This window comes from Gammaproteobacteria bacterium (assembly GCA_013003425.1).
In the GTDB taxonomy this organism is placed as follows: domain Bacteria; phylum Pseudomonadota; class Gammaproteobacteria; order Steroidobacterales; family JABDKV01; genus JABDJB01.
The window spans coordinates 1-12199 of record JABDJB010000109.1 but is presented as its reverse complement, the minus strand read 5'-3'; the positions used below and the strand labels follow the sequence as shown (position 1 = coordinate 12199).

Genomic DNA, 12199 nt, shown 5'->3' with positions numbered 1-12199 from the left:
TTCGAGACCCGAATACGAGAGGCTTGAGAGAACCGGGGGATGTTAAGGAGTACGCCCCGTGCAGGCAAGACACCTCAGTCTGTCTTGCTGCCTCCCGGGCCACTGCCGCCCTTGCCGCTGGCGGCGGCAGAGGCTGAGGCGCCCTTCCCATCGCCGTCTTTCTTCGCTTTGGCGTCAGGCTTGTCGCCTTTCTTGCCGGCGCCGGCCTCCTTCTCCCCGGCGAGGTTTTTCTTGTTGCCGGTCTTGAAATCAGTTTCATACCAGCCACCGCCCTTGAGCCGGAAGCTGGGCGCTGATACCAGCTTGCGCAGTGCCGGCTTTCCGCATTCCGGGCAATCTGTCAGCACCGGCTCGCTGATTCGCTGCAATGCGTCCATCTGGTGACCGCACTCCTGACATTGATACTCGTAGATTGGCATATGTTTCGTTGCTTGACCGTTTTTCCTGGTAAAAGCTGATTCTGCCCCATTATCTTGCCTGCCCTGCAGGCCGGAAGCGATAATAGCAGCGTTATTCCTGCTGCGGCTGCACAGTCAACGCTGCCCGCGGTCAATCGCCGATGTGGACACGCGTATGCAATCGCCTGTAGGCAACAGACCTATCCTGCTAGCGGGCTCGGGCCGCTCGGGGACGACTTTCGCTGCGAAGCTCATCGACAGTCATCCCGACATCCTGCTGCGTTACGAGCCGGACAAAGCCCTGCGCACAGATGCGATTCCGTACCTGCCGCCGGACCATCCGGACCCGGAGATGATCCGCAATGCCGCAGAGTATCTCGACAAGTTGCTACGGTCCGGTAACGCAACCGCCTCCGGCAGTCGGCCATTCTTTCGCAAGAGCTACCGCGGCCGGCTGGCCGAGCTGGTCCACCGTGGCTGGTCAACCACGGCCAGAGCGCTGGATCGTGTTGCCGGGCTACCGGTTCCGGACCTGGCACGTGGCACAACGCCGCGTTACCTGATGAAGACCGTAAGTTCGCTGTGGCGCACGCGACTGCTCAAGCTCGCGCGTCCGGACCTGGTCGTAGTGCACCTGGTGCGTCATCCCTGCGCAGTCGTGGCCTCGCGTCTGCGCGGCATCAGTCTGGGCCGCATGCCGGGCGATGTCTTCCTGGATGCAATATTTTCTGCCGGCCGCGGCGGAAATTTCGGGTTCGACAAGCAGACGCTTGAGGGCAAGACCATAGAAGAGCAGATGGCCTTTGCCTGGATGGCCATCAACCAGCAGGTATATGACGACATGCACCAGCATGATGACTATCGCCTGGTCATCTATGAAGACCTGTGCAGCGACCTGCCGGCCCAGATGCACTCGCTGTTCGAGTTTCTTGACCTGGAAGAAAATGCTCAGACAGCATCTTTTGTCAACGAACTTCAGGGGCTGGGTGATACCAGCCGCTACTTTTCTGTCAGAAGATCTCCAACTTCAGCCCTGACCAAATGGCAGCAGGAACTAGACGCGGAACAAATCGCAGCAGTGCGCGAAATTGTTTCAGCCAGTGAGCTCGGTCGCCGTTTTACCTCCAACCCAACTTCCGGCTGATGCCCCGTTTATCTCCGGGTGACGCCCTGCTGCTCGGTTGTGGTGCCGAGCTGCCCAACCGCCTGATGAAAGCGGCCATGACCGAAGGCCTGGCCGACGTTGCCGGTCACTCCACACCGGCGCTGGAGACGTTGTACCGGCGCTGGTCCGACGGCGGTGCGGGGTTGCTGATAACGGGGAATGTAATGGTTGACAGGCGCTACCTGGAACGGCCCGGCAACCTGGTGATCGACGACAACGGCGGCACAGATAAACTGCACCGGCTCGCTCAGGCCGGAACCGCAGCCGGCAACCATCTGTGGATGCAGATCAGCCATCCCGGACGGCAGTGCAGTCGCCTGGTAAATAACCGACCTGTTTCACCATCCCCGGTCCGGCTGAAAATTCTTAATAATTTTGCTCGCCCGCGTGCACTCGAGACTGAAGAGATTCCACAAATCATCGATGCCTATGCCCGTGCAGCGCAAACGGCCCAGCAGACCAGCTTCACCGGCGTACAGATTCATGCTGCCCACGGCTACCTGATCAGCCAGTTTCTCTCACCATTGACCAATGTGCGCAACGATGAATGGGGCGGCGATCTGCAGCACCGGGCGCGATTCCTGATTGAGGTGGTGCGGGCAGTACGCAACGCGGTCGGCCCCCAATACCCGGTTGCCGTGAAGCTGAATTCAGCCGACTTCCAGCGCGGCGGCTTCTCGCTCAGTGAAAGTTGCCTGGTCGCACAGATGCTGGAGAAGGAAGACATCGACCTGCTGGAAATCTCCGGTGGTACTTACGAACAACCCCGGTTGCTTGGCCAAAGCGGCGACCCGCAGCGAGCTGAGAGTCCGATCACATCGCGCGAAAGCACACGCCAACGCGAGGCTTATTTTCTGCAGTATGCGCAGGCGATACGTGCGGTGTGCAGCATCCCCATGGCGGTTACCGGCGGCTTCCGCGATGCAGCCGCCATGCAACAGGCACTCGACAACGGTGAGCTTGATGTTGTCGGTATGGCACGCCCGTTCTGCATGGAGCCGGATATTGCGGCCAGGCTGCTGACCGGGCAGACAGACTCAGCCCGCCGCGATGAGCAGAACCTGGGCCTGGGCCGGTTGGTTTCGGGACGCGTTGCCAACTTTGCTCCATTCCGCGCTCTCACTGCTCAGGGGGCTGCGGCCTGGTACTACCGCCAGATGATCCGGCTGTCACGCGGACAGGACGCCGATCCGCAGCTTGGCTTCAAACGGGCCTTACTGCGTCATTTCGTTGACGAATACAGCGCGGGCTTTGCACGTCGCCGGGCGCGGCGGCAGGCTACGGCGTGCTAGATTAGGCACGGCTTTCAGCCGCTATCCTGCTCGCGGTCCTTCGGTGCTACGTCATGCTTCATTCGGAACAAGCCCTCGGTAGGCTCGTCATCGGCATGACCATCATTACGGATTGCCCAAATCAGGACGTATATCACAGCAACCATAGCGATCAGAAATAGTATTGAGCTCATACATCACCAGTTCGAATCGATGCCGATCTTACTACTGAGCCAGGTATTCTGCTATGCGTAGCCTGCTGCTGCTGCTGATTATCATGATCGTGACGCCGACGGCGCTGTTGCTGCCGCACCTCGGCGCCCTGGTCTGGACCTGGCTGTCCATCATGAACCCTCACCGGCTGTCATGGGGTTTCACCTATGACATGCCCTTTGTGATGATCATCGCCAGCGTCACGCTGACCGCCTGGTTCATGTCGCGCGAACCAAAATTACCTCCCTCGCGTGCGCTCATGTGGCTGGCCCTGTGGTTTACCGTACACATGACGATTACCACTTTCACTGCGCTGCACCCTGAACATAGCTGGCCGCTGTGGGATCGGCGGATAAAAACCATGGTGCTGTTTTTTGTAGTCGCCACGCTGATAAACAGCAAGGTGAGAATGCAGGCAATGTTGTGGATCATTGCAATCTCACTGGGTTATTTCGGCGCCAACGGTGTAGCAGAAACGCTCAGTAGCGGCGGCAAGAATTATCTTGAGGGCCCGCCCAACACAATGATCTCCGATAACAACCATATCGCTCTCACGCTGACCATGCTGTTACCGGTACTTAACTACCTGCGCACCACGTCGTCGATCAAGCTGGTCCGTGTCGCGGTTACAGTTGTTATTGCTTTCTGCCTGATCGCCGTCATTACGTCGTACTCGCGTGGTGCGCTTATTGGCCTCGCGGTCGGCATCATCGCTTTTTTCCGCCGCGCCAGGGGACGCTTTCTGCTGCTGACAATGGTTTCCGCCGTCGGCCTGATCACGATCTCGCTGATGCCAGGCAAATGGCACGAACGCGTAATGACGATGCAGTCGGTAGATTCTGTCACCGAGGACAAATCGTTTTCCGGGCGAATGGACGCATGGACAGTCAGCTGGAAAGTGGCATCCGCACGCCCCCTGGTTGGCGCCGGCTTCAGCGGCATCGAAATTGCACAGACCTATCAGAAATACATTCCTGACTGGGATCGTCCCGGCCGTGCTGCGCACAGCATTTATTTCCAGGTACTGGGTGACCACGGCTTTATCGGCCTCGGGCTTTTTGTCGCGATGCTGTTGTGTACGTGGTTGCATTTGCGCCGTACCATGGCAAGGACACGTGAAACGCCGGACGAGTGGTCACACCAGCTGGCAAAAATGCTGGAAGTCACCCTGGTGATCTTTGCCGTTGGCGGCGCCGCGCTCAGCATGGCCTACCACGACTTTATTTTGATCATAATGACCATTTCCATGAATCTGGACCTGGTCACGGCGCGCCTGGCCGGCGAGGAAAAAACACAATTTGTCGCACAGAATCATGAGTATCGACCGCAAACACAATGAGGCTTCTCAGCTGCGCTTTGGACAATAAAACGGTTGCAAACCAACCCGTTATTACCGAGAATTATGTCGCCTCATCTTTAAACTCATAACCGCTGACCAAAGTCTTTGACGAGTCGGCCCCGATCTGTTAGAAATGCATCCGACGATAAAGGCGAACCTGTCCGAAAGGCAGGGGCGCAAAGCTACCGGTCTAAGGGCAGTTGCCTATGACAGCGGGGTTGCCGAAGCAGAATGCGATCCCGTATCGATTTTGCCAAGTATTCCCCCACCGAGTCTTTGCACCGACGTCGCCTGTTCGTCGGATAAATTTCAGATCGGCTCGGAGACCGTTCACATGAAGCAGGCAAGCTCAGGCATAGTCATACCGATGACTTCGTTGCTACTCACCATCCTCCTGGCCGGTTGCGGCAGCGGGGATACCGAACCCAAAACCGAGTCGCTGGACGCACCACCGCCGCCGACCAGCGCATCAAGCACTCCGCCGGAGGATCAGAGTAATCCGCCCCCGGAGGAACAAAGTGATCCGCCGCCGAGCGAAGACGATGATGACGACGGGCACGACGGTCCCGTGTTACCGCCGCCGAGCGATCCGCCGCCGAGCGATCCGCCGCCGAGCGATCCGCCGCCGAGCGATCCACCGCCAAGCGATCCGCCGCCGAGCGATCCGCCGCCAAGCGATCCGCCGCCCGACGTTGACATAGTCGCACCGGATTACGTTTCCACCGGCGAAGTCGTTACGCTTGCGGTCGACAGCCCCGACAGCTCAATGACGTATGACTGGGTTCTGGAAACAAGCCCGCCCGCCAGCAACGCCGTGCTGACTTCCAGCGGCGCAACGGCCGAATTTACTACCGACGAGACCGGTGAGTACAGCGTGTCCCTCGTCGGCACCGCCAGTGACGGCGAGACATTGTCAGCCAGCAAAAGCGTGACAGCCCTGCCTCCCGGTCAGGGGCCCGTCATCAGCCACGTCGATATCATCAACAATGCCACTTTGGAATCAAACGTACCGCTGACATTTGGCCAGGTGTTTGTCGCCGGTCATGTACAACCCGGCTTCACCGTTTCGGCCCGCCTGGAAAATGGCGATACAGTACCGCTGCAGGTCGACAGTAAGGCCTGGTACGCGGATGGCTCACTGAAACATGCCGTGCTGTCAACTGTCGTACCCCAGCTGCAGGGTGGTGATCAGCTGCGTCTGGAACTGATGACTTGTGAAGAGTATGAGCCGGCCCCACCGGTCGAGGCTACGGTCATTCCCGATGCACAAAACACGACCGTTGCAATCAACATTTCCAACCAGACATACACCGCCTCGCTGCAGCAGGCGATGTCGCAAAGCACTGCCAGCTACTGGCTGGAGGGCGACGTCGTAACCGAAACACACTATGTGGCGCCATTCCTCAACAGCAGCAATTCCGAGCATCCGCTGCTGGAAGCCCTGTTCCAGCTGCGTCAGTATCAGTCCGGAGCGACCCGTGTCGACGTCATCGTTGAGAATACGTCCAGCTTTGTTGCCGGCATCGCAAACCAGACCTACACAGCTTCAATCACTGCCGGCAGCACTACGCTGATGTCAGCTCAACAGGTTCCTCACAACCATCACTCGCGCTGGCGCCAGACTTTCTGGTTCGGCAGCGACCATGACGTTTTCCTGCAGCGTGATGTCGACTACCTGATCGAATCCGGCAGCGTCCCGAACTATGACCGCAGCGTGACGGTAGAACCTGGAACGCTGGCCGGCATGGCCTCCAGCATGGCCTCGACAGGAAACCGGACCGGAATCCAGCGTGATGCGCTGATGGGCGCCGGCATGGCAAACGAGGTCATGACCAACGCCGGTGGCCGGCCTGATATCGGCATCCTGCCGGGCTGGGCAGCGAGTTATCTGCTCACCATGGATCAGCGCGCAGCCGACGCCACCTTCGGTACCGGCAACGCCGCCGCGCACTGGCCAATTCATTTCCGTGACCGGGCAACACGCCTGCCGGTATCACTCGAAACGTATCCCGAAGTGACTACGCATTCGAATACTTACAACGACCCGAGCAACCCGCTCCCGTCGTGCAGTAATTGCGGCACTGACCTGAAGCCCGATACGGCTCACCAGCCCTCGATGGCCTACGTTCCCTACCTGCTAAGTGGCGATCACTATTTCCTGGAGGAGCTGCATTTCTGGACCAACTGGAACTCGTTCGAGACCTCCGCCGGCAATCGCAACTACAGCAGCGCCCTTTACAAATGGCAGCAGGTGCGCGGCCAGGCGTGGTCGATGCGAACCTTGCTGCAGACAGTATTTGTGACCCCGGACACGCATCCTCTGAAAAACTACTTTCAGGCTCAGCTGGACAACAACATTGCCTTTTACATGACCGAGTACGTCGACAACCCGTCAAGCAACCAGCTCAACTGGATCAGGACAGGCGCCGCAACAAGGTCTGATATCTCGCCGTGGCAGGACGATTTCTTTACTGCTTCCCTCAACTACGGTCGCCATTTAGGTCTCGACGAGGTCCTTCCGGTGCTCGAATGGAAGCTCGAATTTGTAAAAAACCGTATGACGGACGACGTCTATTGCTGGCAGCTCGCCACCGTTGGCAAACAGTGGGTGGCACCGGATGCCAGTCCGAGCCTCTGGTTCAGCACCATGGCCGAGTCGTGGATCGAAACCTTGAGGAATTCGTACTCCAACTGGCAGGAAATCAGCACGCTGGAGTGTGGCACCGACGCGATGGCTACAGCGGCAAGCCTGTCCAGCTCCGCGGACTTTTCCGGCTTTCCGAACCATCCCACCGGTTATCCGGCAACGATGCGCCCGGTAATCGCCGCCGCGGTGGAATTTAACCAGCCGTGGTCTACGCTGGCATGGCAGCGGCTGGTCAACGCGCCGCGGCAGCCGCGTTTTTACGAAGATCCGTCCTGGGCTATCGTGCCGCGCTAGTGCGGCTCAGGTATACACCCGGAACAGGCGTAATGGCGTGATGAAATACTGCGGAATGCGCGGCAGTTCGTAAACATGATCGCCGCCGCGGGCAAGACCGAACTCGGTGTTGACTGCGGCGGCGAATCCGGCGTCACGTACAATGCCGACGTCGCGCTCGCTGTAATCCTGGTCACGACGCCCGTTGGGGTAAGCGAATGACTGCACCGGCTCGCCAATAATCACCTCGAGCTGCAACTTGCAGTTTTTAATCTCGTCATACGCAAGCTCATCCGAAGCATTTGTCAGGATGGTGTGATTGACGGTGTGCCCACCGACCTCCATACCGCGAGCCACCAGCCCACGCACCTGATCGGCACTCATCAGCTGGCACGAATCGCTCTCGATGTTGCCGAACTTTGACAGGCCGCGAACTATGGTCTCCTGCGCATCGACCGACATGTATTTCAGTTTTGCCATCAGGTCGGGAAAGCGTACCGGCATACCGGCATCGGCAAGATAGTTGCGCATCTGTGGCAAACCATCTTCAGCAGCTGTGGCGAATGCGTTGGCAATCTGGTCGCTCCACATGATTGACTGTTCGATCAGCCCACTGGGCACAAAAAAAGTAGCCTTGAGCCCATACCGCTCCAGAATTGGCAGGGCAGTTACATAGTTGTCAGCGTAGCCATCATCGAATGTAATGCACAGGGCTCGCTCGGGCAGTGTTCCGGTCCTGATGCGCTGCGCAGCATCGGCCACGGTCAGGGTATTGAATACGCTGCCCAGCAGCTCGATCTGCGCGTCGAATTCCTCCAGCGTGCGACCGCCGGAACCTTGATGCGCACTCTTTTCGGCCCGGTGATACTTAATAATCAGCAGCCGGCCATCGTCACCGGATGGTGAGCGCAGGTCTACCCATTTTTTCAATGCCGTTCTGGCGCGGCCGTTGCTTTTACTCATTGCCTTGTGATTACTCGGAACGACGGCTGCGTCTGTTCAGGCTGGTGCGGATAATACTGACTGTCGACACCAGGTTATTGCGAGAAAAGACATACGCCAATGCGAAGTAGATGATTATGCCGGCGATGATCTGCAATATCAGGACCAACGCCAGTGAGAGCTCCGACGTCAATGCGATACCGACGCGGTATATTATTATCGCCATCAGCGCAGATAATACCAGTGGCGGCGCGATACCGGCCCCCAGCGTTCTGAATGACAGCCCCGAGGACTGCCGGGTTTGCCAGACTACAACTGACATAACGACAGGGGCCGCTGCCAGGGTGGCGGCGGCCAGGCCGGTTACCCCCCATTGCAATCCAACCAATAAAGCGATCGCCGTGAAGGCAGAAGCGAATATTCCGGTAGACAACGAGACACCGGCATTACCTGTCGCTTGCAGCATCGGGTTACACATCGCAGTAACGACCCGGAATGGCATGGCCAGCGCCACGATCGCAATAATGTGCTCGGCGCCCAGCCAGCGCTCACCAAAAAGTACCGGTACCGCCCAGGCACTAACGGCCGCCAGGCCGAAAAAACCGGGGAACAGCAGCAGGCTGAGACTGGCCAGCGACTTGTGGAAATAGCCAGATACTGCAGCGCTGTCGTTTTGCAGTCGCGCGTAGGCCGGGTACAGCACCTCATGAGCAAGCGGCACGACCTTGCGCATCGGTAGTGTGCAGAGCTGAAGCGCAACAGCATAGAGGCCAAGCTCCGCAGCATCCAGCTGCCGCCCGCCCAGCAGAATATCCAGCCGCGACGAGAGCATCCAGACAAAAAAACCGAGGCTGATTGTCCAGGCGTACCGGATGGCGGAAGCGGCACGATTGAACGTGAAATCCGGCAACACGAGCCAGCGTGTCCTGAACTGCAGATACAAGGCGCTGATCGCGGGGCCCACGAGCATACCGATAATCAGGGCCCAGACGCCGGCACCAAGCAACGCCAGCAGCAGTGTGGCCAGGCTTGCAGTGATGGTCCCGCTCAGCTTTGCCAGCGCATGTGTACGGTAATCCAGGTTGCGCCAGGCCAGACCAATCGGGATTTTGCTGAACACGTTCAGCAGAAAACCAAATGACAACGCACGCAGGACAGGAATTACAGCCGGCTCCTGATAGTACGTGGCCACCAGCGGCGCTGCAGCCCAAACGGCAGCCAAAAGAAGAGTATTCAGCAGCAGGCTGAAACCAAGCATCTGTCGCAGCTCCGCGTCGCCAAAGGTTTTCTGGCGGGCAATCGCGCGATCAAAGCCCGATGATGTAATGAGTAGCAGCAGCGTATAGACCACGCTGACCATTGCCTGCAGACCGTAATCAGTCGGGCTGAGCAGGCGTATCACGATAAACGTAATGACCCAGCTCGATGTCTGGGCAAGCAGGCGGGCCATTGCCAGCCAGCGCACGCCCGTTATCATTGCCTGCCTGACTTTCGTTCTTTCGCTGTCGGCCATTTGGAAGATACTGCCCCGGCGCGTATCGGATCGCGCGAAGCGACCGAGTGTACCGCAGCGACCGGGCGGGCAGTGGAATTGGTTCACAACTAGCCGCTCATGCTATTGCTGGCATGGGCACGAGCGCATACCCAAGGAGTCTGCCCGACTGTGTCGGATCGCCCCGCCCTAACCATTGTGCTGACGCTGCTGATAGCGACCTTGCTCGGCACGGGTATCTTCCGGCTCGAAGTTACCACTGACCTGCGCGTGTACTTTTCCGCAGACAACCCGCAGCTTGCAGCACTGGAGGAACTGGAGGAAAAGTACCGGCGCAATGACAGTGTGTTCTTCCTGGTAAAAGCAGAAAAATCCGTATACGAACCTGCCTGTCTGCAGCTGATCTACGACCTGACTGAGGCGGCGTGGCAATTACCGTACGCGTTTCGCGCATCGTCTCTGAGCAACTACCAGTACAGCCGCGGGGATGAACACACGATCACCACGCGGGCAATCATCGAAGACCCCGCTGAAATTTCGGCACTGGCGGCCGACATTCCTGCAATTGTTGCGGCCGAGCCGGCACTGCGTGATGCGCTGGTGGCGGCCGATGGTTCGGTAACCGGTGTTGTTGCCTTGCTGGCACTGCCTGCCGGTCGTGATCACGCCGTCAACGAGGCGGTCTCCGCTGCCCGTGAGCAGGTCGCAGCTACTGATGCCGGGCCGTGTGGCGAAATACAGCTTGCCGGCTCGGCGACCAACAGCGTTGCCCTCGGTGAAGCAGTACGCGATGACCTGTCGTCACTGGTCGTCCTCACCTATCTCGTTATCACCCTTGGATTACTGGCACTACTGCGAAACCTGTGGGCCACCGGGCTGATCATGATGGTCATTACCCTGACCGTAGTCGCTACGATGGGGCTGTTTGGCTGGCTCGGGTACACGTTATCGCCCACAGCCGGTTTTGTGCCCAGCATCGTGCTGACTATTGCGGTAGCGGATTGTGTGCACATCGTCTCGAATTACCTGATCGAAATTCATCGCGGCCATAATCGCGAGGACGCCATCGCCGAATCGCTGCGCATAAACCTGGGGCCGGTCTTCATGACCTCCATTACCACCGCCATTGGCGTACTGAGCCTCAACTTCAGTGACTCACCTCCTTATCGCGACCTTGGCAACATGGTCGCCTGCGGTGTGGTAATCGCTTTTTTCCTTTCCCTCACTCTGCTTCCGGCAGCGATCCGGCTGGCGCCAGTACCGCGTGGCACCCAGCTGTTTTTCAGTGGCCGGCCGGCCGCGATACTGGCCGACTGGATCATTGCCCATCGCCGGGCACTGCTGCTGATTGGCAGCATGGTTCTTGTCACCGCTGCCGCATTCATCCCGCGCAATGAGCTGACTGAAAACTGGCACGAGTACTTTACCGAGCACTACGAAATCCGCCGCACCATCGATCTGATCGACGCCCGCCTCGGCGGCATCCATCGTATCTACTATGACCTCGAGACAGGACAGCCGGATGGCATTACCGACGCGGCATTCGTGCAGCAACTCGATGCTTTTGCCGGTTGGCTGGAGCAACAACCGGGGGTTACACACACGGCGGGGCTGCATACAACACTCAAGTTGCTGAACCGGGCGCTGCAAGGTAACCGGGATGACCAGTACCGGCTGCCGGCTACGCGCGCGGAAATCGCCCAGTTCCTGCTGCTGTATGAGCTGTCGCTGCCGCAGGGTGAGAGTATCGACAACCTGATAGACCAGGATCGCTCGGCAACGCGACTGACCGTGGCCATTGGCAAGAGAGACTCTGAGCAGTTGCTGGAGCTCGACCGCCGTGCAACTGCCTGGCTGGCCACCAACGCACCGCAATTGCAGGCACGGCCAGGTACCGGTCTGGACCTGATCTTCGCCCACATCACGCATCGCAATATCCGTGGCCTGCTGGTCGGCACTGCGGTGGCGCTTGCAGCGATCTCGCTGCTGATGATTGTGGCGCTGCAATCGGTGCGGCTGGGTCTGATCAGCCTGTTGCCAAACCTGGCTCCGGCCACGCTCGCCTACGGCCTGTGGGGGATGACGGCCGGGTACATCGACCTCGCGCTGTCAGTAGTTATCTGCATGAGCCTGGGAATTGTCGTGGATGACACCGTGCATTTCATGTCGAAGTACAGGCGCGCACGCCGTGAACTCGCGCTGGACCCTGCCGGCGGCGTGCGTTATGCATTCCGCGTAGTGGGCATGGCGCTGGTCATTACATCGGTTGTTCTTTTTGCCGGCTTCGGCCTGCTGCTGTTTTCGGACTTCACGCCAACGCGGGAAACCGGGATGCTTCTGGCAATTACGATTGGCCTTGCACTGCTGGTGGACTTCCTGCTGTTGCCGCCGCTATTGCTGCTGGCGGACCGCAAGGGGTCGGGGTCGGCGGGGGCGGGGTCAGACCGAGATTATTCGTG

Annotated in this window: 8 protein-coding genes and 1 riboswitch; of the genes, 5 read left to right on the top strand and 3 right to left on the bottom strand. The window is 58.8% G+C overall.

Annotated features, from left to right (window positions below):
- Positions 1 to 74: 74 nt before the first annotated feature.
- A complete protein-coding gene (locus HKN06_14480) occupies positions 75 to 419 on the bottom strand; it encodes a zinc ribbon domain-containing protein (protein NNF62518.1) in 345 nt (114 codons plus the stop codon).
- A gap of 154 nt (positions 420 to 573) precedes the next feature.
- Here HKN06_14480 and HKN06_14475 point away from each other — a divergent pair, with 154 nt between their 5' ends.
- The 4 genes from HKN06_14475 to HKN06_14460 all read left to right on the top strand — a co-directional run bounded on the left by HKN06_14475 (position 574) and on the right by HKN06_14460 (position 7327).
- Positions 574 to 1542, top strand: coding sequence for a sulfotransferase (locus HKN06_14475; protein NNF62517.1), 969 nt, complete (start codon positions 574 to 576; stop codon positions 1540 to 1542).
- Positions 1542 to 2855 (top strand): NADH:flavin oxidoreductase/NADH oxidase family protein, encoded by a 1314-nt coding sequence (locus HKN06_14470; protein NNF62516.1) that lies wholly within the window; start codon positions 1542 to 1544, stop codon positions 2853 to 2855. The genes HKN06_14475 and HKN06_14470 overlap by 1 nt, the downstream gene beginning before the upstream one ends.
- Positions 2856 to 3081: 226 nt before the next feature.
- Positions 3082 to 4386: a putative O-glycosylation ligase, exosortase A system-associated gene (locus HKN06_14465; GenBank protein ID NNF62515.1), complete on the top strand. Its 1305-nt coding sequence runs from the start codon at positions 3082 to 3084 to the stop codon at positions 4384 to 4386.
- Between the two features lie 140 nt (positions 4387 to 4526).
- A riboswitch (cyclic di-GMP riboswitch) is annotated at positions 4527 to 4612 on the top strand.
- Between the two features lie 108 nt (positions 4613 to 4720).
- Positions 4721 to 7327 carry a hypothetical protein gene (locus HKN06_14460; protein ID NNF62514.1) on the top strand — a complete coding sequence of 869 codons (2607 nt, stop codon included), beginning with the start codon at positions 4721 to 4723 and terminating at the stop codon, positions 7325 to 7327.
- 6 nt (positions 7328 to 7333) lie between these two features.
- Here HKN06_14460 and HKN06_14455 read toward each other — a convergent pair whose 3' ends face one another.
- Positions 7334 to 8269: a polysaccharide deacetylase family protein gene (locus tag HKN06_14455; protein ID NNF62513.1), complete on the bottom strand. Its 936-nt coding sequence runs from the start codon at positions 8267 to 8269 to the stop codon at positions 7334 to 7336.
- Positions 8270 to 8279: 10 nt separating this feature from the next.
- Positions 8280 to 9761: an oligosaccharide flippase family protein gene (locus HKN06_14450; GenBank protein ID NNF62512.1), complete on the bottom strand. Its 1482-nt coding sequence runs from the start codon at positions 9759 to 9761 to the stop codon at positions 8280 to 8282.
- Between the two features lie 150 nt (positions 9762 to 9911).
- On the opposite strand from HKN06_14450, the gene HKN06_14445 reads away from it, so the two are divergent.
- On the top strand, positions 9912 to 12199 hold a 2288-nt coding region (locus tag HKN06_14445), incomplete at its 3' end, for an MMPL family transporter (protein NNF62511.1).

Excerpts from the sequence above, each read along its gene's own strand:
- HKN06_14460 (NNF62514.1), top strand. The coding sequence starts at position 4,721 with ATGAAGCAGGCAAGCTCAGGCATAGTCATACCGATGACTTCGTTGCTA.
- HKN06_14475 (NNF62517.1), top strand. The coding sequence starts at position 574 with ATGCAATCGCCTGTAGGCAACAGACCTATCCTGCTAGCGGGCTCGGGC.
- HKN06_14480 (NNF62518.1), bottom strand. The coding sequence starts at position 419 with ATGCCAATCTACGAGTATCAATGTCAGGAGTGCGGTCACCAGATGGAC.
- HKN06_14450 (NNF62512.1), bottom strand. The coding sequence starts at position 9,761 with ATGGCCGACAGCGAAAGAACGAAAGTCAGGCAGGCAATGATAACGGGC.
- HKN06_14470 (NNF62516.1), top strand. The coding sequence starts at position 1,542 with ATGCCCCGTTTATCTCCGGGTGACGCCCTGCTGCTCGGTTGTGGTGCC.
- HKN06_14465 (NNF62515.1), top strand. The coding sequence starts at position 3,082 with ATGCGTAGCCTGCTGCTGCTGCTGATTATCATGATCGTGACGCCGACG.
- HKN06_14455 (NNF62513.1), bottom strand. The coding sequence starts at position 8,269 with ATGAGTAAAAGCAACGGCCGCGCCAGAACGGCATTGAAAAAATGGGTA.